A 22,661-nucleotide genomic window follows, 5' to 3' on the forward strand; every position below is an offset into this window, starting at 1 on the left:
GTGTGGAATCCCCAGTGTCCGCGGGAGCAGGACGCTCGGTTTCGTTCGCGTCGCCCGCGGCCAGCACAGTGAAGACGGCGACCGTTCCCCACACGTTCGAGGCTTGTTGCCGACAGATAACCGACGCACTGAAGGTAGTCACCTTCGAGGGGTGACGTGATGGCCGACGAAATCAAGCGACGGCTCGTCCACGCGAGCGGGTCCGGACTGGTCGTCCTCTATCTGCTGGCGGACTCTCTCGAGCTCGGGCTGACCTGGGGCCGGTTTCAGCTCCTCGTCGGCGCCCTCGCCCTCGGCGCGCTCGTCCTCGAGTTCATTCGGCTGCGGATCGGACTGGACTGGGCGCTCTACGACACGCTGACCCGAGAGTACGAACAAGATCAGCTGGCCGGCTACGGGCTCTACATGATCAGTATGGCCGTCGTGGTCCTGCTGTTCGACTCGCAGATCGCGCTGCCGGCGATGCTGATGCTCTCGCTCGGCGATCCGATCAGCGGCGCCGTCTCAGACAACACGCTCAGGCAGGTCAAGAGCGCGAAGGTGCTCGTGACGATGTTCGTCGTGAGCGCGCTCATCGCCGTCCCGTTCCTCCACGAGCATCCGGCCGCAATCGTCGCGGCGGCGCTGGGCGCGACCCTCGCCGACGGCGTCAAACTCCAGTTGGGCGACTACATCGTCGACGACAACCTGACGATCCCCATCTACGCCGGCGTGCTGGCGTATCTGGCCCTCGAGTTCGTGCCGGTCTGATGGACTCGTGGCCGGTCCGGGCGGTTCGATTCGGCTCGAAGCGGACGCTGTAGCACTCGATTGGCCGCACCCGTGCGAACCGAACGACGGAAGAGTTACTGTCATCCAGTTGTATAGTTGACGTATGGGCGCCGACGATACCAGCAGTGAGACGTTCGTCGCCTCGCTCCACCGCACGATACTCGGCGCGTTACTCGCGGCAGCAGGGCTCGTCGGTATCGGTGGAGTGAGAGAAGCGATTTCCGACGGGAGCGTGCTGTACGGCGTTCTGGGGGTCGCACTCGCAGGGGTCGCGGCCTACTGGATCTTCGATCTCTTCGTGGACGGGTTGCGAGAGCGGTAACGCTCCGCTCGCGCGACTCGTTTCGAACGCCGGACAGCCGCTCCGAGCGACCGTCAGAGATCCGTCGCCCGGAACCGCCAGTAGCCGACGCCGACGGAGAGGACGATCCACCCGACGAGCACCGCGAGCGCGAACGTCGGTTCCTGATAGAACGCCGTCTCCCGTGGCGGGCTGACGAAGGTCCCGCTCCGGATGTGGGGAAACAACCCCTCGACGAGGAAGGAGTACGCCGTCATCGGGTTCAACGCGTCGACGATGGAGACCCACTCCGGCGTCGTTCTGGGGGCGGAAAAGCCGTGGCGAACGTAGAGCGCGATCCGGGGAAGCTGGTCCCACAGCTGGAAGAAGAAGAGCACGAAGACGCCGAACGCGGCGACGGTCGCCCGCGTCGACGTGCTCACGACCGCGGAGAGCCCGACGGCGAGGGCGGTGAACGTGACGGCCAGCAGCGCGAGCACCGCGGCGACGCCGGCGAACTGAACGGGGTCGACGCCCACGCCGACGAGCAGTCCAACCGGAACGGCGGCGATCATCGAGACGAGGATGGCTCCGCAGATGACGAGGCTGCGCGCGACGAACGTCCCGACGACCACCGAGGCGCGATCGATCGGCAACCCGAGGACGATCTTGAGGGCGCCGTTCGTTCGCTTTTCGACGACCGACGAGGCGAAGAAGGCCAGCGCGAGCAGCGGCGTCAGCATCGTGTAGATCACGAACAGCGCCGGCGCCAGTTCGGGACCGCGACTCCGGAAGCCAACCGACCGTCCCTCGGAGTAGATCAGCAACACGCCGACGACGGCGTAGATGCCGATCAACAGGTACAGCTGACGATCGCGACGGGTGTCGCGGACGTCCTCGCGGACGAACAGCGCGAGGGTGGCGAGTCGGCTCACTGGGCGACACCCCGGGTGTAGCGCTCGAACAGATCCTCGAGCGACGTCTCGCTCGTGGTGACGTCCGTCACGGTCGCCGGCGAGTCGTGGAACGCCGCGACGACGGGGGCCTTCGCGGCGTCGTCGCAGGCGATCGTCACCGACGTGCCGTTGGTCTCGATGCCGACCACGCCCTCGATCGACCGGACGTAGTCGACGACGTCGGCGGGAACCGACGAGAGGTCGACCGTCACGGCCGCCGAACCGCCGGCGGACTCGCGCAGCGCGTCGATGGCGTCCACGGCGACGAGTTCGCCGCCGTCGAGGATGGCGACGCGGTCGCAGACCGCCTCGACTTGCTCCATGATGTGACTCGAGAAGAAGACGGTCGCGCCGCGCTCGTTCTCCTCGCGGACGATCCGACGCATGGTCCGGGCGCCGTTGGGGTCGAGACCGGTCGAGGGTTCGTCGAGTATCAGCAGATCCGGGTCGCCCGCGAGCGCCACGGCGAGCACGAGCCGCTGGGTCATCCCCTTCGAGTACTCCGTGACGGGGTACTCGGCCGGGCCGGTCATCCCGACGCGCTCGATGAGGTCGTCGGGGTCGTCGTCGGCGCCCTTGGCGTCGATGGCGAACTCGACGTGTTCGCGGCCCGTGCGTTCGCCGATCGGACCGTAGCCGTCGGGGAGGACGCCGATTCGGTCGCGGACGGCAGCCCCGTCGGTCGCGACGTCGTGGCCGAGGACGCGAACCGACCCGGCGGTCGGGGCGGCGTAGTCGAGCAGGAGGTCGATTGTGGTCGACTTCCCGGCGCCGTTCGGACCGAGGAAGCCGAATATCTCCCCGGAGCGAACGGTGAGATCCACGTCGCGGAGGGCGGTGACCGATCGGCTTCCGAAGAGGCCGAACCGCTCGTAGCGTTTGGTCACGCCGCGGAGTTCGATCGCTGACATGTCGACGACACGTCTGTGAGATATTATGAGTCTTTTGATAATTAAGTCGGCGTCTCGAGTTCCGGTATCGGCAACACCGTACCGTTCAGGAGCCCTCAACACCGTCACCGGCGAAGGGTCGTATCCGTGGCTCAGTTGCAGGGATCCGAGCGGATATCGAAGATGCAGGCGGTACTCGCGAACGGCCGCGGGAAGATCCTGTTCGCCGTCGCGACTGGCTGGTGTTTCTCGATCGGCGTCCGGCTCGCCTATCCGGTGTTGCTCCCCTACCTGCGCGAGGCCTACGGGCTCGACCTGACGACGGCCGGGTTCCTGTTGACGGCGCTGTGGCTCGCGTACGCGCTCGGACAGCTTCCGGGCGGGATCCTCGCCGACCGACTCGGCGAGGGGAACATCCTCGTCCTGAGCACGCTCATCTCGGCGGGGACGTTGAGCCTCGTCGCCCTCGCCGACTCGGCAGCCATCGTCTACCTCGCGACGGCGGCCTTCGGCTTCGGGACGGCGCTGTACGGCGTCGCTCGCTTCACGATCCTCTCGGACGTCTTCCCGAACAACGACGGCACCGCGATCGGCGTCACGATGGGCGCCGGCGAGGTCGGCAACGCCGTCCTCCCCCTGGCTGCCGGCGCCATCGCCGGCGCGTTCACCTGGCAGTACGGGTTCGGGCTGGCCGTTCCCGTCTTCCTGCTCGTCGCGGTCCTGCTCCGGCTCGTCGTCCCCGGGCGAACGTCGGGGACGACCAGCGCCGTCGACGACCTCTCGCTCGAGACGGCCCGGTACGTCCTCGCGCAGGTACGGCGCCGAGAAATCGTCGTCGTGACGGCGATCCAGATCCTTACCTACTGCGTCTGGCAGGCGTTTACGGGCTTTTACCCGACGTACCTGATCGAGATCAAGGGGTTCTCAGAGGGAGTGGCGACGGCGCTGTTCAGCACGTTCTTCGCGCTCGGGATCGTCGTCCAGCCGGCGACCGGACGCCTCTACGACCGACTCGGGATTCGGCGGTCGCTGCCGGTCATCCTGCTCGTCGTCGCCGCCGCGCTGGTCGTACTGCCGTTCCTCGAGGGGTTCTGGCCGATCGTCGCCGGCACCGTCCTCCTCTCGAGCATCCTCGGCTACGGGACGATCACCCTGCCGTACATGACGGCGGCGTTTCCCGCGGACATGCAGGGGACGGGGGTTGGATTCCTGCGGAGCACCTACATGACCATCGGCGCCGCGAGTCCGGTCCTATTCGGTGCGTTCGCCGAACGGGGCTACTTCGACGAGGGGTATTTCGTTCTGGCCGGCTTCGCGATCGTCGCGACGGTGCTGATTCGATGGCTGCCCGAACTCGAGGATCGGTGATCGCCGGTCGATGTGGGACCCCGACGACCTCGCGGCCGCTCAGCGGCGCGTGGTGTGCTCCCGGGCCGCCGCCGTGAAGGTCGCGTGCACGTCGGTCGTCGCCTCGTCGACCCGCTCCCGACAGGGCTCGTACGAGCCGTCCGGTCGCATCACCCACCGGTTCCGGGTGTCCGCCAGCAGCGTCTCGAGGATCTCGTCGAGACGCGAGCGGAGCCGCGGGTCCTCGATCGGTGCGATGGCCTCGACGCGGTTGTCGAGATTGCGGGTCATCCAGTCGGCCGACCCGATGTAGTAGCGTTCCTCGCCGCCCGCCCGGAAGTAGAAGATCCGCGAGTGTTCGAGGAAGCGGCCGACGACGCTGTGGACGGAGATGGTCTCGCTGACGTCCTCGAGACCGGGCCGGAGCCGGCAGATGTCGCGAACGATCAGGTCGATGTCGACGCCGGCCATCGACGCCCGGTAGAGTTCCCGGACGAGTTCCGGATCCTCCAGGCGATTCATCTTGGCGATGATACGGGCATCCTCGCCGTTCCGGTCGCGCCGGGCTTCCTCGCGGACGAGGTCGACGAACCGCTCGCGCATGTTGCCGGGCGCGACGAGGAGTTTCCGGTAGTCGCGGTACATCGAGTGGCCGGTGAAGTAGTTGAACACCCGCACGAGGTCCTGGCCGATGTCGCGGTCGGCGGTCAGCAGGCCGAGGTCCTCGTACTGTTTCGCGGTCTCGGAGTGGTAGTTACCGGTGCCGACGTGGGAGTAGAGCTGTACGCCGTCGTCTTCCTCGCGGACGACCAGCGACGTCTTCGTGTGGGTCTTGTAGCCGATCGTCCCGTAGGCGACGTGGATGCCCTCCTCCTCGAGTTTCTTGGCCCACTCGAGGTTGTTCTTCTCGTCAAAGCGGGCTTTGAGTTCGACCATGACCGCGACCTGTTTGCCGTTGCGGGCGGCGTCGATGAGCGTCTCGATGACCTTCGAATCGCTCGCGGTGCGATAGATCGCGGCCTTGATCGCCAGCACGTCCGGGTCCGCGGCCGCCTCCTCGAGGAAGCGCTGGACGGTGTCCTCGAAGGAGTGGTAGGGGTGGTGGACGAGGACGTCGCGGTCGCGAATCACGTCGAAGATCGGACGGCCGTCCTCGCGGGTGCCGAGCCGCGGATGAGGCTGGGGCGTCCAGCCGGGGAGCCGCAACGCCTCGCGATCGAGGTCGGCCAGTTCGAAGAAGTCGCGGTAGTCCAGCGGCCCGTCGAGGCGGAAGACCTCCCGCTCGTCGAGTTCGAGTTCCCGCGTGAGAATCTCGAGGATGCCATCGGGCGCGTCGGGTTCGATCTCGAGGCGCACGACGGTGGCGAACCGGCGCTCCTCGATGACCTCCTCGATCATCTCGATGAGGTCCTCGGCGACCTCCTCGTCCCGGCCGACCTCGGCGTTGCGCGTCACCCGGAACAGGGTCGTTTCGACGACCTCCACGTCCGGAAACAGCAGGTCGAGGTTCGCCCGGACGACGTCCTCGAGGAGCACGTAGCGGTCGTCCTCGCCGATCCGAACGAACCGAACCTGATTGCGCGGGATCTTCACGCGGGAGAAGGTCAGATCGTCGCCGGGGTGCTCGCGGGTCAGGACGGCCAACGAGAGGCTCTGGTTCGAGATGAACGGGAACGGATGGGCCGGATCGAATGTCAGCGGGGTCAGGGTCGGCAGGACCGAATTCTCGAAGTAGTCGCGAACCTCCCGTCGCTCGGTTGCCGAGAGCTCGTCGTAGTCGACGATGTGGATGCCGGCCTCGTCGAGGGCGGGCCGGATCTGTTCGCGGTAACAGCGGCTCTGGCGCTCGAGCAGCGAGCGGGCCTCCTCGAGGACCGCCCGCCACTGCTCGCGGGGCGTGAGCCCGTCGGGCGTCTCCTCGATGATCCCCGCGGCGATCTGCTGTTTCAGGCCGCCGACGCGCTTGCGGATGAACTCGTCGACGTTCGTCGTGAAGATCGCGAGGAACTTCACGCGCTCGAGCAAGGGATTCTTCTCGTCGAGCGCCTCGCGGAGGACTCGGCGCTGGAAGGCGAGTTCGCTGCGTTCCCGGTTGAGATAGTAGTTCGGATCGGAGAGGTCGACGGACTCGGGCACGTCGGCTCCGGGGTCGACAGTCTCCCCGCTGGCGCTCGCGCTGAACGCCAGTTGCGTCTTCTCGTCGACCCCTTCTTCGTCCGCCTCGTCGTCGGCCGACGATCCGCCGTCGCTCATCGCTCGAACGGCCGGAGCGTCGTCGCGGTTCGTTCCGTCACCCCGTTCAGTCGGTCGCTCCGCCGGTTCGACCGGTCGATCCCCCCGTTCCGCGCGGTCGAATTCGGACGTGTCGTTCCCAGTCATCCCCGTGTCACTCGTGTGTGTGCTCGGACGCAGTCGCGAACTTCTCGTCCGGACGCGGTTCGTGTTCGGGCGTCGAGACGCTCACGAACCGCTCTCGTCGGACGTCGTAGGCCGTGAGGTGGCCGCCGTAGACGCAACCCGTATCGAGACCGACCGCCCACTCGCGCTCGAGTGGTTCCTCGAGGACCGTGTGGCCGAAGAAGACCCGCGGCGGGCCCGCGTACTCGTCGAACCAGAACGGTCCGTCGTAGCCGTCGCCGTCCGGACTCCGCATCGTCAGCACCTCATCGCCCGAGTGGGCGGACAGCGGCCGCGCCGGATCGACGCCGCCGTGGACGACGAGGTGGTCGTCCCACGAGATGGCGGTCGGCAGCGACTCGATGAACCGGTAGTCGGCGGACTCGAGGCCCGGCAGGTCGGCCTCGCCGTCGACGAGTTTCTGCTCGTTGTTCCCGCGGACCGACTGCAGGTTCGGCGACTCCCGGACCCGCTCGAGGACCGCCTTGCTCTCCGGTCCCTTCCGCACCAGGTCGCCGACGAACACCGCGAGGTCGTCCGCGCCGAACTCGAGCGTCGAGAGCAGCCGTTCGAGTCCCTCGAGACAGCCGTGGACGTCGCCGACGACGTAGACGTCGTCGTAGGCGTCGATGTCGATTCGGCGCTGGTCGATCGATACTTCGGCGTCGGCCGCGGATGGAACGATCACGGATTCCCTACCGGACGTTTCGGAAAATCTATGATAAGCCGTTATATGTTTGATAAATTGCAGTACGTACCGCTACGTAGGCCAGCGTACCGAGCCCCCGACGCGGCGGGACCGATTAGGCGTTCAGCCGCCAGAGTTCGAAGTTGAGGGCGGTCGCGAACGTCACCCACGCGAGATACGGCACGAGCAGCGCCGCGGCGCGACGGTCGACCCGGTCGAAGGCGACGATAGTCCCGACGACCAGCGCCCAGAGGACGAGGATGATCCCGAGTGCGAACAGCGGCGCCTCGAGCGCGAAGAACGCGGGGGTCCAGACGACGTTGAACGCCATCTGGACGGCGAACAGGCCGAGCGCGAGCCGTCGACCGGCGCTATCGCTGCGCCAGACCAGCCACAGGGCGATCCCCATGAGCGTAAACAGCGCCGTCCAGACGATCGGAAACGCGATGCTCGGGGGATAGAACGGCGGCTTCTCGAGGCTCCGAAGCCAGGGGCTATTAGGAGAAGAGAGGACGCCGGGAACGGCGCCGACGACGTTTACCAGCACGACGAAGCCGATCGCACGAAGGAGCGAGTAACGGTCGGGACGGCGACGGGTACTCGTCCGGGTAGCCATACGGTCGCTACGTCTCGGAGGTGCTTATAGCGGCGGTCCCGATCGGGACTCGCACGGAGACGGCGCCCTTCGCGCGGCGACCGCGTTCACTTCCACCGTGCTTTCTCAACGCTTAACCGCAGCCGTCTCGAATCGCCGGCAATGGCAGCACAGGACGAGGAACCGCCCTCGATCGAGCATCCACTCCTCGAGCCGGACTTCCTCGAGCGCCGACTCTACCAGTTGAAACTCGCGGGGACGGCCGCGAACGACCACACGCTCGTCTGTCTCCCCACGGGACTGGGGAAGACGACGGTGAGCCTGCTCGTCACCGCGCGCAGACTCGAGGAGGTCGGCGGGAAGTCGCTGATGCTCGCCCCGACCAAGCCCCTCGTCCAGCAACACGCCGATTTCTACCGCGAGGCCCTACAGATTCCCGACGAGGAGATCGTGGTGTTTACGGGCGACGTGAGTCCGGACGACCGCGCCGCGATGTGGGAGGAGGCGACGGTCGTGATGGCGACCCCGCAGGTGATCGAGAACGACCTCGTCGGGAGCCGCATCTCGCTCGCCGACGTGACCCACATCACCTTCGACGAGTGCCACCGCGCGACCGGCGACTACGCCTACAACTACATCGCCGAGCGCTACCACGCCGACGCGCGCGACCCGCTCGTGACCGGAATGTCGGCCTCCCCCGGCGGCGACGAGGAGGCCATCCTCGAGGTCTGCGAGAACCTCGGCCTGCAGGAGGTCGAGGTGATGACCGAGGAGGACGCCGACGTCGACGAGTTCACCCACGACACCGACGTCGAGTGGGAGCGCATCGACCTCCCCGAGGCGGTCCTCGAGATCCGCGACGCGCTCAACGAGGTGATCAAAGACCGCCTCGAGAAACTCAAAGAGCTGGGCGTCGCGTCCTCGACCCAGCCCGACCAGTCCCAGAAGGACCTCAACCGGATGCGCGCCGAACTCCAGAAACTGATCAACAACGACCAGTCGGAGGGGTTCGAGGGGATGTCGATCCACGCGGAGGTGATGAAGCTCCGGCAGGCCGTGACGCTCGTCGAGACCCAGAGCGTCGAGGCCGTCTGTCGGTACTTCGAGCGCCAGCGCAACCAGGCCCGCTCCTCGGGCGCGTCGAAGGCGAGCCAGCGGCTGGTCTCCGACCCGCGCGTCCGGGAGGCCATGCGCAAGGCCGAGAGCTTCGACCAGCTACACCCCAAGTACCGCAAGACCAGAATGCTGCTCGCCGAGACGCTCGGGCTCGAGGGCGGCGAGCGGGTCATCGTCTTCACCGAGTCCCGAGACACCGCGGAGGCGCTGACGGAGTTCCTGAACGACAGTTTCGACGCCAAGCGGTTCGTCGGGCAGGGCGACCGCGAGGGGTCGGACGGCATGACTCAGAAGGAACAGCAGGAGGTGCTGGACGCCTTCCGTGCCGGCGAGTTCGAGGTGCTGGTCTCGACCTCCGTCGCCGAGGAGGGACTGGACGTCCCGGAGGTCGACCTCGTGCTCTTCTACGAACCCGTTCCCACCGCGATCCGGTCGATCCAGCGCAAGGGCCGGACGGGTCGCCAATCCGAGGGTCGGGTCGTCGTCCTGATGGCCGAGGACACCCGCGACGAGGCCTACTTCTGGATCTCCCGTCGCCGCGAGAAGGAGATGGAGTCGGAACTGCGCGACCTGAAGGGGGTCGCCGACGACCTCGAGGAGGAACTGGACGACTCCCAGCAGGCGCTGACGGACTTCGACGGGAGCGAGGAGCGACGCTCCTCGGACGGGGCGAGCGGCGGAGCCGCGAGCCGAGGCGCGGCGGAGGGCGAAGTGAAAGTGAATGGACAAGGCGAAAACCCCGACGCTGTCAGCGATTCTTCCACCGGAACTGAAGGGGTTTCGACACGGCCCGGACTACAGGAGTTCGCGACCGAGAACTCGGACTCGAGTGAGACTGACGGCGACGAGACGACGGCCGATACCGGGGGCGCTGCCGACGTTACCGAGACCGAAGCCGACCCGGTCGAGACCCACGAACCCCACGCCGAGGGCGACCGGATCGAGATCGTCGCCGACCAGCGGGAGATGGACGCCAACATCGCGCGGGACCTCTCGCGACGCGAGGAGATCGAGGTGCGCCTCGAGACGCTGGACGTGGGCGACTACGTCTGCTCGGATCGGGTGGTCGTCGAGCGCAAGTCCGTCGCGGACTTCGTCGACTCGCTCGTGGGGGGCGACCGATCGGTCTTCGAGCAGGTCGGCGCGATGGCCCGCCACTACTCGCGACCGATCGTGATCGTCGAGGGCGACGGCCTCTACGAACAGCGGGACGTCCACCCGAACGCGATCCGCGGCGCGCTCTCGAGTCTGGCCGTCGACTTCGGCGCGAGCGTCCTGCGGACCGAGGGCGAGGACGAGACGACCGAACTGCTCGCGGTGATCGCGGGCCGCGAGCAGGAGACCGCCGACCGGGAAGTCTCCGTCCACGGCGAGAAGCAGTCCAAGACGCTGGCCGAACAGCAGGAGTACGTCGTCTCCTCGATCGCCGATATCGGTCCCGTGACGGCGCGATCGCTGCTCGAGGAGTTCGGCACCGTCGAGGAGATGATGATCGCGACCGAGGAGGAGTTACGGGAGGCCGACGGCGTCGGGACGGTGACCGCCGAGCGGATTCGGGAGGTCATCGGCAGCGACTACACGGGGTAGTCGACCGGCAGTTGACCGGCGGTCGACCCCCGGTCGCTCGCAGCGGGACGGCCTCAATCGCTCGCGTCGGACGCGATCCCCTCCTCCCGGTCGCCGGGGACGGAGATCCGACCGGTCTCGTCTTCCGAGCGGGCGACGATTCGTTCGCCCGCGTAGAGGTGCGTCCCCGGAACGTTCGCCGGAATCGTGTAGGTGTGCTTCTCGCCGGGGTTGACCGTGATCCCCGTCGTCGTCGGCACGCCGTCGTTCTCCCAGGTCTTCTGCGCCCCGTGGAAGTGCAGCGTGTGCGGGTGATCGGCGTCCGTGTTGTCCAGCGTGACCTCGACGTCGTTGCCCTCCGTCGTCCGGATGATCGGCCCCGGGACGCTGGGGTCGCGGTCGTCCGCCTGAAAGGCCCAGACCTGCGGGAGTTCGACAGGCCCGCCCATCGAATCCAGCGGGTGGACGGCGTGACTGGAGGTCACCGAGCGCAGCGTCACGCTACCGCCCTGCTCGTCGGCCTGGACGACTTCGGGAGCGCTCGTCCACGGGAGGCCAGACGACGCGTCGTCAGCATCCTCGGCCGCCGTTTCCGTGGGCTGTGCGTCGCTCTCGTTCCCGCGGGACAGACAGCCGGCCAGCGCCGCCGCGCCACCGGTGGCAATCAGCAGGTCGCGTCGCGTGAGTCCGGATCCGGGTGCGCCGATGCGATCGGTCATAGACACTCGGTCGTAAGTACACCCGATGTATAACGGGGCGAGCCCGTTCTTGACCGGTGGGAAGTCCCGCGAACGTGTTCCCCGGAACGGTCATGGGAGGCCTCCCGCGCTGCCGAACGAGCGACGGCGTCCACCCGAGACCAGGCGACTCACCGCAGCGTCTCGAGCGTCTCGGCGGCCTCGCGGGCGGCCTCGAGACACTCCGTCGCGTACCGGGGGTCGTCCGTCGCGGCGGCCTTCGCCGCGAACGTCTCGAGCGCGGCGACGAGCGAGGCGTGGGCGGTCTCGAGGTCGCCGTCCGAAGAGCGTCCGGCCGACGCGCGACGGTCGCTCGAGGGCCGTTCGCGGGCCGTCGACGACGCCGCGTCGTCGGGAGCGCCCGCGTCGGTTCGGGGCGCCGACTCCGACGGGCCCGACTGCGTCCGCGCCTCGCGCGACGGCGCGGCGGCCGACGCGTCCTCGCTCGAGGAACGGGCGTCCCCCGCGGGGCGGGCGTCGGTCCCCTGACTGCGCTGTCGGTTCGTACCGGCGGCTTCGGCGTCGCCGGTATCGGTCGCTGGGGATTCGGCGGCGGACCCGCTGGCGGCCTCGCGGTCGGCGTGAGAGTCGGCGGCCCCCTCGGGGGACGCGTCGTCGGCCGGTCGGGCCTCGAGGTCCGTTCCCTCGACGGCGTCGGGGTTGCCGTGACAGCTCGGGCAGAAGGTGGTGCCGTCCTGCTGGAAGAGCGGGTCGCCGCAGGTCCCGCAATGGGCGTTGGTCATCGTGGCCCCCTTGAGCAGCAGGTCGCTCATGCGCTGGGTGGCCTGGCGCTCCTCCTGGTCGCGCTCGTACTTCTCCCGGAGTTTCTCGCGCTCGGCTTCCTTGTCGAAGTCGCTCATACTCGTCTAGAGACGGTGGAACGTCGAAAAAGCTGCGAAGGGGGACGGCGCGGTTCGATCGCGGCCGTTACCGTTCGGATCGACCGTCGGTCGCCGCCTCGACGGCGTCCACGGCCGCTTCCGGCGCGTCGACCGTCGTGATCTCGAGATCGACGTCGGAGACGTCGTGGGTCTCGAGGCCGACGACGGGGCGGTCGTAGATGCCGGCGAACCCGATCTCCGTGAGGGTACCGACCCCGCCGGTGAGCGCGACGACCGCGTCTCCGTTCAGCGGAACGAGCGCGTTGCGAGCGTGGCCGAGACCGGTCGCGATCGGGTGGTCGACGTACTCGTTCGCCGCCTCGGGGTGCTCGCCGGGAAGGATCCCGATCGTCGCGGCGCCCGCCGCCTTCGCGCCGCGACAGACCGCCTCCATCGTCCCGCCGCGGCCGCCACAGACGACCGTGTGACCGCGGGCTCCGAGTTCCCGTCCGAGGGCTTCGGCGCGGTTCGCCTGTTCGTCGGTGATGACGCCGCCGCCGATGACACTGACGCGCATACGGAAGCGTCCGCGGGCCTCGACAATCATCGATTCGGTGTCGGCGCGTCGCGATTTGGCGTCGGCGAGGATCGGCTCGGAATCGGTGGGTGATCAATTCGGCGTCGGCGCGCCTCGAGTCGGAGTCGGTGGGTCTCGAGGAACCGCCAGCTGAACGCCGACGTCGTCGTTCATGCCGTGGTTGCCTCACGGCGCCGGAGTCGGCGTTCGTTCGATTCGTCACCGGTATCGGCGGTATTCCTCTCGATTCGTCCGGTTCCGAGGGGCGAAACGGGACGGCAACGGCGTGGTACCGGTTGTGTTCGACGACTGACGAAATATCCATCGTCAGACCGTGCGATAGTGGGGGTTCCGACGGATTTAACGAGTAGGGTGGTGAAGGATTACGTGGTATGACGAAAGTTAGCGTGGTCGGCGCGGCCGGAACGGTCGGGGCCGCTGCGGGCTACAACATCGCGCTTCGGGACGTCGCGGACGAACTGGTACTCGTCGATATCCCGGACAAGGAAGACGACACGATCGGGCAGGCCGCCGACACCAACCACGGCGCGGCCTACGACTCGAACACGACGATCCGCCAGGGCGGCTACGAGGACACCGCCGGTTCCGACGTCGTCGTCATCACGGCCGGCATTCCGCGCCAGCCGGGCCAGACGCGGATCGATCTGGCGGAAGACAACGCGCCGATCATGGAGGACATCGGCTCCTCGCTGGCCGAGCACAACGACGACGACTTCGTCACCGTCACCACGTCGAACCCCGTCGACTTGCTCAACCGTCACCTCTACGAGACGGGCGATCGCGCCCGCGAGCAGGTGATCGGCTTCGGCGGCCGGCTGGACTCCGCCCGCTTTCGCTACGTGATCTCCCAGCGCTTCGACGCGCCGGTCCAGAACGTCGAAGCGACCATCCTCGGCGAACACGGCGACGCCCAGGTCCCCGTGTTCTCGAAGGTCCGCGTCAACGGCCAGGACCCCGAGTTCGACGAGAACGAGAAGGAGGAGCTGCTCGAGGAGCTCCAGGCCTCGGCGATGAACGTCATCGAGAAGAAAGGCGCCACGGAGTGGGGCCCCGCGACCGGCGTCGGCCACATGGTCGAGGCCATCCTCCGCGATACGGGCGAAGTGCTCCCCGCGAGCGTCACACTCGAGGGCGAGTACGGCCACGAGGACACCGCCTTCGGCGTTCCCGTCAAGCTCGGTTCCGACGGCGTCGAAGAGATCGTCGAGTGGGACCTCACCGAGTACGAGCGCAACCAGCTCGGCGAGGCCGCCGAGAAGCTCTCGGACCAGTACGACGAGATCTCGTAGTCGAGCCGGATTCGTGCGCTTTTTTCGCCGTCACTCTCGTCCGCTGTCGCTCGAGATTACGGAATCAGCTGCTCGCCGTCGTCGTCGTAGATCGCGATCGCGTCGACGGGACAGGTCCGGGCGGCGAACTTCGCGTCCAGTTCCGCGTCCTCGGGCACCTCGCGGACGAAGATGCCGTCCTCGACCTCCTCGCTGTCCTCGAGGATCGCCTTCCCCTTCGACTTGTCCGCAGTGAAGGCGTCCCACTCGGCGACGCACTGGTACATCCCGATACAGGTCTCCTCGTCGAATTCGACCTTCATGCGTGCGGGTTGGACTGATCGCCGTAAATCGGTAGCGGTCGGTAGATGTGGTGCGCGGTAACAGAAACCACACGTCATCGTGTTTTTATTATCGGTCGAGTCGTCTGCTCGAGCATGGGAGGGAACGGCCCCGAACCGGCCGAATCGCAGGCGAGAGCGCCGGCGAATCAGAACGGAACGCGGGCGACCGCGGATCCGCTCGGCCGGGCGATGCTGGCTCACCACCGCGGGGAACCGGGAGGGCTCACCTATCGCGACGGCGCCGACATTCGGGACGGCAACGTCGAGGAGTTCTACTTCTCCGCGGCCGAATCGTGGGATCGGGAGACGATCGAGGTTCTCGAGCGTCTCGTCGGTCGCACCGACCGCGGACCGATCCTCGACGTCGGCTGTGGCGCGGGCAAACACCTCCTGTGGTGGGCCGAGCGCGACGTGACCGCCGTCGGCGTCGACGCGAGTGCGAACGCGGTGTTAACGGCCCGCAAACGGGGCCTCGAGGACGTTCTCGTCGGCGACATGTTCGATCTCCCCGTCGACACGAGCGCGTTCGGAGCCGTCCACGCCGTCGGGACCCAACTGGGACTCGGCGGGTCGCTGGCCGGAATTCGCGACCTGTGCCGCGAATTCGCTCGCGTCACCGACGACGGCGGCGTGGCCGTCGTCGATAATTACGATCCGACGCGGCTGGACGACGAGTTCCTCGGCTACCGGCCCGATCCCCGCGAGGGCGTCGCCCACCGGTGTTTTCACCTCGAATTCGAGGGCGAGCAGGCGAGCGGCGACCGGTTCCGCGAGATCGGGCGAACGCTGCACTTCCTGCTGTGTTCGCCCGCTCGACTGCGGGCCGCGACGGCCGACACGCCGTGGCGCGTGCGCGAGGTGCTCCGGGCTGACGGGCGAGCCCATTACAGAGCGGTGCTCGAGAAGCGGCCCACCGGGCGCGCGTGACCGGACGGGCGTCGTCAGACGGTCGCCGCCGAGCCAACGCTTTTCTTTCGGGTCGTAAAACGACGGGACACGAAACGGAATGGTCGCACTGTCTTCCGCCATACTCGTCGGGACCGCCGTCGTCACCTGCCTGTTCATGGCGTGGGTGCTCGGGGCGAACAGCAACTCGCCGCCGTTCGCCCCGGCGATCGGCGCGAACGCGATTTCGACGATGCAGGCGGCGTTCGTCATCGGACTGCTCGCAGCCGCGGGAGCGCTCATGCAGGGCGGCAGCATCTCCGAGACCGTCGGCGCGGACCTCATCGACGGCGTCACGATCACGTCCCTCGCCGCCACCGCGGGCCTGCTGACGGCGGCGACGTTCATGGCGATCGGGATCTACACGCGGTATCCGATCCCCGCGGCGTTCGCGACGACGGGCGCGATGGTCGGCGTCGGCCTCTCGCTGGGCGGGGACCCGGCGATGGATACCTATCGTCGGCTCGGGACCTTCTGGGCGCTCGTCCCGATCATGTCCGGCGGACTGGCGTACGTGACGGCGACGGTCCTGCGACGCGACGACGTTCCCGAAACGGTCGGGGTGCCGCTGCTGGCCGGACTCGTCGGCGCGATCGTCGCCAACGTCCGCCTCGGGATCATCCCGGATCCCGCGGCCGATCAGGGAACCCTCGCCGGCTTCGTCGCTCGACAGTTCGGCGGCGGACCGGCGCTCGTCGGAGGGTTCGATCTGGAAACCGCCCTCGTGACGGTCGCCGCCGGCGCCGCCGCGTTCCACTGGGTTCGCCAGCGGGTCCGCGCCTCCGTCGAGGACGGAATTCGCTCGTTCCTGCTCGTGTTAGGCGGCATCGTCGCCTTCTCCTCGGGCGGCTCGCAGGTCGGCCTCGCGACCGGCCCGCTCGAGAACCTCTTTCGCGTCGAACTCGGCCTCCCGGGAAGCGTCCTGCTCGGCATCGGCGCGACCGGCATCCTCGCCGGCGCCTGGATGGCCGCGCCGCGGCTGCTGCAGGCGACCTCACGGGAGTACGCGCAACTGGGCGTGCGGCGTTCGATCGCGGCACTCGTGCCGGGCTTCGTCGTCGCACAGCTAGCCATCGCGCTCGGGATTCCGGTCTCGCTGAACAACATCATTCTCTCCGGGGTCATCGGCGGCGGTCTGGCCGGCGGGTCGGCCGGCGTCTCGCGGCGCAAGATCGGCGTCACGATCACGTTCTGGCTGCTGACGCTGGGGAGTTCGATCGTCGTCGGCTTCGGTCTGTACCGGCTGCTCGCGGCGGTCATCGGCGGGTGAACCACCGGACGAGGGGTGAGCAATGAGCAACCGGGTGAGAGGTGAGCAACCGGGGCAAGAGCCGACGTCGAGCCGCTCGAGGCGCAGCGCCTCACTCGAGGACCGTCACCGGCTCGTCGGTCCGTTCGACGACCGTGGCGGCGATTCCCCGACCGAGGATTCGTCGGACGAACCCGCTCGTGTCGGTTCCGTGGCCGTACATGACGACGTGATCGACGCCTTCGGTGCTCGCGTACTGCGGGATGACGGTTCCGGGCCGTCCGTCGGCGGTCTCGACCCGGATCCGCTCCGTCGCCGTCGGATCCGCGACCGACTCGAGCAGGTCCGTTGCGCTGGCTCTCGCCCGTGCAGTCCGCTCCTCGCTTCGCTCGAGGACGCCGCCCTCGCTGAGCGGCGCGTCCAGCGGCGTCACGACCGCCAGCAGGGTGACGTCGGCGTCGGGAAACGTCTCGAGGGCGTAGGCCAATGCCTCGTCCTCCCGCGGGCGGCCGAGCGTGGGGACGAGGACGCGATCTGGATCGACCATAGCTACGAGTTCGGTCGCCACGCCCATCGGTCTATCGCCGCGCGGGCTCGAGTCGCGACGGGCTGCCAAGACGACAGTTTAAACCCCGGGACGCGCCAAGGACGGACAATGAATATCGAGGAGCTGTCGGGGCTCCCGCCCGGCGCGACCGACCACTTTCGGGCGGAGGGAATCGAGGAGCTCTACCCGCCCCAGGCCGACGCGGTCGAGGCCGGCGCGACCGACGGGGAGAACCTCGTCGCGGCCGTCCCCACCGCCAGCGGGAAGACGATGATCGCCGCGCTCTCGATGCTGTCGGCGATCCAGCGGGGCGGAAAAGCCCTCTACATCGTTCCCCTGCGAGCGCTGGCCAGCGAGAAAAAGGAGGAGTTCGAGGCCTACGAGAAGTTCGGCGTCACGGTCGGCGTCACGACCGGCAACTACGAGAGCACCGACGACTGGCTCGCGACGAAGGATATCATCGTGGCGACCAGCGAAAAGGTCGACTCGCTCGTGCGCAACGGCGCCGACTGGCTCTCCGATCTGACCTGCGTCGTCAGCGACGAGGTCCACCTCATCGACGACCGCAACCGGGGGCCGACCCTCGAGGTCACCCTCGCGAAACTCCGGAAGCTCAACCCCGGCATGCAGGTCGTCGCGCTCTCGGCGACGGTCGGCAACGCCGGCGAGATCGCCGACTGGCTCGACGCCGCGCTCGTCGACACCGACTGGCGCCCCATCGACCTGCGAATGGGCGTCCACTACGGGAACGCGCTGAACTTCGACGACGGCTCGACCCGCGAGGTGCCCGTCGAGGGATCGGAGAAGCAGGAGGCCGGGCTCGTCCGCGACATCCTGCAGGAGGGCGGCTCCTCGCTCGTCTTCGTCAACTCCCGCCGAAACGCGGAGGCCGCCGCGAGTCGGCTGGGGCAGGTCTCGAGTCGCGAACTCACCGACGACGAACGCGCGGAACTGGCCGCCCTCGCCGACGACATTCGCGACGACAGCGACACCGAGACCAGCGCGGATCTGGCCGACTGCGTCGAGCGCGGTGCGGCCTTCCACCACGCCGGCCTCTCGAGCACCCAGCGCTCGATCGTCGAGGACGCCTTTCGCGACCGCCTGCTGAAGGTCATCTCGGCGACGCCGACGCTCGCGGCCGGCGTCAACACGCCAGCCCGGCGCGTCATCGTCCGCGACTGGCGGCGCTTCGACCCCAGCGCGGGCGGGATGGCCCCGCTGGACGTCCTCGAGGTCCACCAGATGATGGGCCGGGCCGGCCGACCCGGCCTCGACCCCTACGGCGAGGCCGTCCTGCTCGCGAAGAGCCACGACGAGAGCGAGGAGCTGTTCGACCGCTACGTCTGGGCCGACCCGGAGCCCGTCCGCTCGAAACTGGCGGCCGAACCCGCACTCAGAACCCACGTGCTCGCGACCATCGCCTCCGGCTTCGCCCGCACGCGCGGCGGCCTCCTCGAGTTCCTCGAGGCCACCCTCTACGCGAGCCAGTCGACCGAGGCGGGCCGACTCGAGTCCGTGACCGACGACGTGCTGGACTACCTCGAGCGGAACGACTTCATCGAGCGCGAGCGAGGCGACGTAACCGAGGAGGAGGAAGACGACGACGGCGCGTTCACCTCCGCGGCCGACCTCGCCGAACAGCAGGCCGCGACGCGCGAGGAGACTCTCGAGGCCACCAGCCTCGGCCACACCGTCTCGCGGCTCTACCTCGATCCGATGAGCGCCGCCGAAATCGTCCACGGGCTCGAGCGCGCCGACGAGCGTCCGACCGCGCTCGGCCTCTATCAGCTGGTCTCGCGGACGCCCGATATGTACGAACTCTACCTGCGCTCCGGGGAGGACGAGAAGTTCGGCGAACTCTTCTACGAGCGCGAGGCCGAACTGCTCGGCGACGCCCCCGGCGAGTTCGAGGAGGACCGCTTCGAGGACTGGCTGGCCGCGCTGAAGACGGGCAAACTGCTCGAGGACTGGGCCGACGAGACCGACGAGGAGACGATCACCGACCGGTACAAGATCGGGCCCGGCGACCTCCGCGGGAAGGTCGACACCGCCGAGTGGCTGCTGGGCGCGGCGGAGTCGCTGGCGAGCGAGATCGGCAGCGAGTGGACCGTCGCCGTCCGCGAGGCCCGCGCCCGCGTCGAACACGGCGTCGGCGAGGAGTTGCTCGAACTCGTCTCGGTCGGCGGCGTGGGCCGCAAGCGCGCCCGCCGGCTCTACGAGCGGGGCATCGAGGAGCCCGCCGACCTCCGGAGCGCCGACAAGAGCGTGATCCTCGGCGCGCTGAAAGGGAAGAAAACCGCCGAGAACATCCTCGAGAACGCCGGCCGCGAAGACCCCTCGATGGACGGCGTCGAGGCGGCCGAGGGAGACGCCGACGCCGGCGCCGTGACGACCGCCTCGAGCGAAGCCGGCGAGACGGACGACGCGGACGACGGCCAGTCGAGCCTGGGTGACTTCTGATGGAACTTCTGGAGTGTTCCCTCTCGATCGACGACCTCGACGCGTTCGTCGCCGATCTGGGCGAGATCGGGGAGCGCCACGGCGTGACGGTGCAGGCCTTCGACGCGCGCTACGTCGCCGACCGCGCCCACCTCGAGCGGGCCGTCGAACTGGCAGACCGCGCCGTCGCCCGCGGCGAGAACGTCGCCCGGGATCGGGCCGTCGAGATCCTGCTCTACGCCGCCGGCCGCCGGCAGATCGATCGCGCCCTCGAGATGGGCGTCGACGAGGGCGAGAATCGGGCCGTAATCCTCGTCGACGGCGGCGGTTCCACCGGAAACGAAGGGGGTCGCGACGGCGGTGACGCCGAGGCTGACGAGACGGCCGCGCTCGAGGACCTCGCCGACCTCGAGGCCGTCGTCGCGACCGGGCCGACCCTCGCGGAAGCCGACGAGGAAACGCTCTGCTCGTACTTCGAGATCACGGACGCCGAACGCGGGGCCACCGACGCCTCGCTATCGGCGCTGGTCCGCGAACGAGTGGCGTTGCTCGAGGTCGAGAAGTAGTCGCGGTACGAGGAGCGCTCACACCCCACCCTGACGAACCCCGTGCGGTGGCGCGTGCTGAGCGACAGTGAGCCGCTGGCGAACTGTCGCTCGAATGCACGCGAGGGATGAGCGAGCGCTCGGAGAGCGGGAGCGAATCGGTTGGGGAGGACGTGGAAATCCCCTGTGGCCACGTACGCAGAACACTCTTCTCCGCCCTCCTTCGGTTCGAGACGGAACCGAATCCGACCACATCGTAGCGTTCGACGCGAGAAACCCACCCGTCGACTCCGAATCGGCGCTATCCTCTTGTACGGGCACCTGATACGCCCTGCATGGCCACCCTCGAGAACCCCATCGAGATCGGCGGCGTACGGATCCCCAACCGGCTCTACCGGGCGCCGCTGCTCGAGTGTGCGGGCAACGGCCCCGACGCGGTCGATACCCTGATCGACGACCTCGAGCCGGCCGCCGAGTCGGGCGTCGGGCTCATCTGCCAGGGCGCGACGATCGTCCACGGCGACGGCGGCTGCGCCGCGCCGGGGATGACCCGCGTCCACGACCCAGAGTTCGTCTCGCGGCTCTCCCGCCTGACGCATCGCATCCACGATCACGGGAGCCGAATCTTCGTCCAACTCGAGCACGGCGGCCTGCGGAGCATGGAGACCTGGCACGCCGAGTACCGCCGGGAGCACCCCGACCTCCACCAACTCGCCGTCTCGCGGCCGCCGTGGCAGTTGCGCCTGTTCGATCGCCTCGGTTTCCTCTCCTACGACCCGCACGTCCTCTCGACCGACGAGGTGTACGACCTCGCGGCCGATTTCGGTCGCGCCGCCGCGTCCGCGGTCGACGCGGGTTACGACGGGATCCACCTCTCAGGAGCGAACATGGGAATCGTCCAGCAGTTCCTGTCGCCGTTCTACAACCGTCGGGACGACGAGTTCGGCGGCTCGCCGGAGGCCAGACTCGAGTTCCTCGCCGTCGTCCACGACGAGATCCGCGACCGGGCCGGGGACGTCCCATTGATGACCAAGGTGCCGGCGGAGACGCCGGCACCTCCGCGGCCGGTCGTTCGGCGGAAGCTGTCGCTCGAGGACGGCGTCGAGATCGCCCGCCGACTCGAAAAAATCGGCTACGACGCGGTCGTCCCCGTCCAGACGTCGGTCGTCTGGGACATGAGCATCGTCCGCGGGGAGTACCCCGATCGAGCGTGGTCGAACGAGCAGCTACGCGAGGCGTACGACGCGGCGTTCGGCGGCGCGACGCGCAGACGACTCGTCGCGCTGGGTAATTGGCTCGAGTCGCTGCAGTACGATTTCGAACCCGCGTGGAACGCGGACTTCTGTCGGCGCGTACGAGAGCGGGTGTCGATCCCCGTCCTCGCGGAGGGCGGGATCCGCGAACGGGCACGGATGGATCGGCTGCTGGGGGACTCGAGCGACGACACGGGAGATACTGATCGCGAACCGGCCTGCGACATGGTCGGCATGGCTCGCCCCTTCTACGCCGAACCGCGGCTAGGGGCGCGGCTGCTCGAGGACGAGTCCGCAACTGAGGGCGATGCTCGAACGAGCGAGGATCGACGCGTCCTCTGTGAGAGCTGTAACAACTGTACCGTGCCGCAGGTCACGGGCGCACCCGGAATTTGTCGGACGCCGGACGTGTTGCGGAAGCGCGGCGACCTCGAGCGCGAGGGCGCCTACGAGCGAGCCGAGTCGAAGTGAACCGGCTCAGGCCGTAACGGTAGTGGTCGTCAATTCCTCGAGCGTCTTCTCGACCGTGTAGTCCGGGGCTTCGACTCTGAATCGGGAATCGGTCGAGCCCGCGTAGTGGAGTTGCAGCGTGTACGAGCCGTCGTCGGCGATCGGCGCCGCTTCGCGCCGGTCGACGTCGACCTGCTCGAGCATGACCATCTCGCCGGCGTAGGCGACGTCGGACTGGCCGCGAATGCGGTAGGTTGCCCGGTCCTCCGATACTTCCGAGCCCGCGAGCGGATAACCGCGGTCGATCCACGCCTGAAAGCCGTCGTCGAGCGCGTACACCTCCTCGTAACCGTTGTCGATCAGGGACGCAGCGCGCAGTCCGGAGAGGTGGTGGGGACAGCCACAGTAGGTCACGATTCGGTCGTCCGTCGACCACTCCGCGATCGGGTCGTCCGAGCCCCCGTCCGGGGCGGGGCTCAGCGGCGCACCGACGATGTGTGCGTTCTCGTACTGGTTCGAACCGCGCGCATCCGCCACTCGCGCTTCCCGTCGCTGGTACCAGTAGAAGACGTCGGCAATCGGTGCCAGCGGAACCTCGGTTCCGTCGAACACCTTCGTCCGGTAGGCGCTGGTGTCGATCGACCGTTCTTCGGGGACCGACTCCGGTTCCGGACCGTACCCGTCGTTGTCACCGCTCTCACCGCCGCCACTCAGACACCCGGCGACGCTCGCGGCGGTGGCCGCGGCCCCTGTCACCAGAAACTGCCGTCGATTCATCGATGTACGGTAGGGATTCGACTTCAATATGGGTTCTGGTCGGGGAGTAGTCACTGCGGGACCCCTTCGTTTCGACTGGAGA

At 68.1% G+C, this 22,661-nt stretch carries 20 protein-coding genes and 1 pseudogene; 10 read left to right on the top strand and 11 right to left on the bottom strand.

The window, feature by feature from the left end:
- Window positions 1–159: 159 nt before the first annotated feature.
- Window positions 160–750, top strand: coding sequence for a diacylglycerol/polyprenol kinase family protein (locus tag J0X25_RS25205; RefSeq protein WP_207290297.1), 591 nt, complete (start codon window positions 160–162; stop codon window positions 748–750).
- Between the two features lie 124 nt (window positions 751–874).
- Window positions 875–1,093: a hypothetical protein gene (locus tag J0X25_RS25210; RefSeq protein ID WP_207290298.1), complete on the top strand. Its 219-nt coding sequence runs from the start codon at window positions 875–877 to the stop codon at window positions 1,091–1,093.
- A gap of 53 nt (window positions 1,094–1,146) precedes the next feature.
- Here the strand turns inward: J0X25_RS25210 and J0X25_RS25215 are convergent, their stop codons facing one another.
- Both J0X25_RS25215 and J0X25_RS25220 read right to left on the bottom strand, forming a co-directional pair.
- Window positions 1,147–1,986: an ABC transporter permease subunit gene (locus J0X25_RS25215; RefSeq protein ID WP_207290299.1), complete on the bottom strand. Its 840-nt coding sequence runs from the start codon at window positions 1,984–1,986 to the stop codon at window positions 1,147–1,149.
- The gene (locus J0X25_RS25220) at window positions 1,983–2,918 is read right to left on the bottom strand and encodes an ABC transporter ATP-binding protein (protein ID WP_207290300.1); all 936 of its coding nucleotides are present in this window, start codon (window positions 2,916–2,918) and stop codon (window positions 1,983–1,985) included. Before J0X25_RS25220 ends, J0X25_RS25215 begins: the two co-directional genes overlap by 4 nt.
- A 162-nt stretch (window positions 2,919–3,080) precedes the next feature.
- Here J0X25_RS25220 and J0X25_RS25225 point away from each other — a divergent pair, with 162 nt between their 5' ends.
- Window positions 3,081–4,265 (top strand): MFS transporter, encoded by a 1,185-nt coding sequence (locus tag J0X25_RS25225; RefSeq protein ID WP_207290301.1) that lies wholly within the window; start codon window positions 3,081–3,083, stop codon window positions 4,263–4,265.
- 39 nt (window positions 4,266–4,304) lie between these two features.
- Here J0X25_RS25225 and ppk1 read toward each other — a convergent pair whose 3' ends face one another.
- The 3 genes from ppk1 to J0X25_RS25240 all read right to left on the bottom strand — a co-directional run bounded on the left by ppk1 (window position 4,305) and on the right by J0X25_RS25240 (window position 7,945).
- Window positions 4,305–6,623: a polyphosphate kinase 1 gene (gene ppk1, locus J0X25_RS25230; protein WP_207290302.1), complete on the bottom strand. Its 2,319-nt coding sequence runs from the start codon at window positions 6,621–6,623 to the stop codon at window positions 4,305–4,307.
- A 7-nt stretch (window positions 6,624–6,630) separates the two neighbouring features.
- Window positions 6,631–7,329, bottom strand: coding sequence for a metallophosphoesterase family protein (locus J0X25_RS25235; RefSeq protein WP_207290303.1), 699 nt, complete (start codon window positions 7,327–7,329; stop codon window positions 6,631–6,633).
- A gap of 115 nt (window positions 7,330–7,444) precedes the next feature.
- The gene (locus J0X25_RS25240) at window positions 7,445–7,945 is read right to left on the bottom strand and encodes a TspO/MBR family protein (protein WP_207290304.1); all 501 of its coding nucleotides are present in this window, start codon (window positions 7,943–7,945) and stop codon (window positions 7,445–7,447) included.
- Window positions 7,946–8,086: 141 nt separating this feature from the next.
- Here J0X25_RS25240 and J0X25_RS25245 point away from each other — a divergent pair, with 141 nt between their 5' ends.
- A complete protein-coding gene (locus J0X25_RS25245; protein ID WP_207290305.1) occupies window positions 8,087–10,627 on the top strand; it encodes a DEAD/DEAH box helicase in 2,541 nt (846 codons plus the stop codon).
- 152 nt (window positions 10,628–10,779) lie between these two features.
- Here J0X25_RS25245 and J0X25_RS25250 read toward each other — a convergent pair.
- From J0X25_RS25250 to J0X25_RS25260, 3 genes and pseudogenes are all read right to left on the bottom strand, one after another.
- Window positions 10,780–11,325, bottom strand: a pseudogene (locus tag J0X25_RS25250) (multicopper oxidase domain-containing protein); the annotation flags it as partial.
- Window positions 11,326–11,474: 149 nt separating this feature from the next.
- Complete coding sequence (locus tag J0X25_RS25255) at window positions 11,475–12,203, bottom strand: Sjogren's syndrome/scleroderma autoantigen 1 family protein (RefSeq protein ID WP_207290307.1); 729 nt, start codon at window positions 12,201–12,203, stop codon at window positions 11,475–11,477.
- Window positions 12,204–12,270: 67 nt separating this feature from the next.
- The gene (locus J0X25_RS25260) at window positions 12,271–12,741 is read right to left on the bottom strand and encodes an SLOG cluster 4 domain-containing protein (RefSeq protein ID WP_207290308.1); all 471 of its coding nucleotides are present in this window, start codon (window positions 12,739–12,741) and stop codon (window positions 12,271–12,273) included.
- A gap of 392 nt (window positions 12,742–13,133) precedes the next feature.
- On the opposite strand from J0X25_RS25260, the gene mdh reads away from it, so the two are divergent.
- Window positions 13,134–14,051, top strand: a complete 918-nt coding sequence (mdh, locus tag J0X25_RS25265; RefSeq protein ID WP_207290309.1) for a malate dehydrogenase — start codon at window positions 13,134–13,136, stop codon at window positions 14,049–14,051.
- Window positions 14,052–14,107: 56 nt separating this feature from the next.
- On the opposite strand, the gene J0X25_RS25270 is transcribed toward mdh, so the two are convergent.
- On the bottom strand, window positions 14,108–14,353 hold the full coding sequence (locus tag J0X25_RS25270) for a ferredoxin (protein ID WP_207290310.1): 246 nt from the start codon (window positions 14,351–14,353) through the stop codon (window positions 14,108–14,110).
- A 210-nt stretch (window positions 14,354–14,563) separates the two neighbouring features.
- Between J0X25_RS25270 and J0X25_RS25275 the strand changes: the two genes are divergently transcribed.
- Complete coding sequence (locus J0X25_RS25275) at window positions 14,564–15,301, top strand: class I SAM-dependent methyltransferase (RefSeq protein WP_207290863.1); 738 nt, start codon at window positions 14,564–14,566, stop codon at window positions 15,299–15,301.
- A 79-nt stretch (window positions 15,302–15,380) separates the two neighbouring features.
- Window positions 15,381–16,589 (top strand): inorganic phosphate transporter, encoded by a 1,209-nt coding sequence (locus J0X25_RS25280; RefSeq protein ID WP_207290311.1) that lies wholly within the window; start codon window positions 15,381–15,383, stop codon window positions 16,587–16,589.
- A 91-nt stretch (window positions 16,590–16,680) separates the two neighbouring features.
- On the opposite strand, the gene J0X25_RS25285 is transcribed toward J0X25_RS25280, so the two are convergent.
- Window positions 16,681–17,115 carry a universal stress protein gene (locus tag J0X25_RS25285; RefSeq protein WP_207290312.1) on the bottom strand — a complete coding sequence of 145 codons (435 nt, stop codon included), beginning with the start codon at window positions 17,113–17,115 and terminating at the stop codon, window positions 16,681–16,683.
- A gap of 108 nt (window positions 17,116–17,223) precedes the next feature.
- Here J0X25_RS25285 and J0X25_RS25290 point away from each other — a divergent pair, with 108 nt between their 5' ends.
- From J0X25_RS25290 to J0X25_RS25300, 3 genes are all read left to right on the top strand, one after another.
- Complete coding sequence (locus J0X25_RS25290; protein ID WP_207290313.1) at window positions 17,224–19,575, top strand: ATP-dependent DNA helicase; 2,352 nt, start codon at window positions 17,224–17,226, stop codon at window positions 19,573–19,575.
- A complete protein-coding gene (gene cgi121, locus J0X25_RS25295) occupies window positions 19,575–20,120 on the top strand; it encodes a KEOPS complex subunit Cgi121 (RefSeq protein WP_207290314.1) in 546 nt (181 codons plus the stop codon). Before J0X25_RS25290 ends, cgi121 begins: the two co-directional genes overlap by 1 nt.
- 314 nt (window positions 20,121–20,434) lie before the next feature.
- Entirely contained in the window at window positions 20,435–21,823 is a 1,389-nt protein-coding gene (locus J0X25_RS25300; RefSeq protein WP_207290315.1) for an oxidoreductase, read from the top strand.
- Window positions 21,824–21,829: 6 nt separating this feature from the next.
- Here the strand turns inward: J0X25_RS25300 and J0X25_RS25305 are convergent, their stop codons facing one another.
- The gene (locus tag J0X25_RS25305) at window positions 21,830–22,579 is read right to left on the bottom strand and encodes a rhodanese-like domain-containing protein (RefSeq protein WP_207290316.1); all 750 of its coding nucleotides are present in this window, start codon (window positions 22,577–22,579) and stop codon (window positions 21,830–21,832) included.
- Window positions 22,580–22,661: the final 82 nt, after the last annotated feature.

The organism is Haloterrigena alkaliphila (assembly GCF_017352155.2).
Lineage (GTDB): Archaea > Halobacteriota > Halobacteria > Halobacteriales > Natrialbaceae > Haloterrigena > Haloterrigena alkaliphila.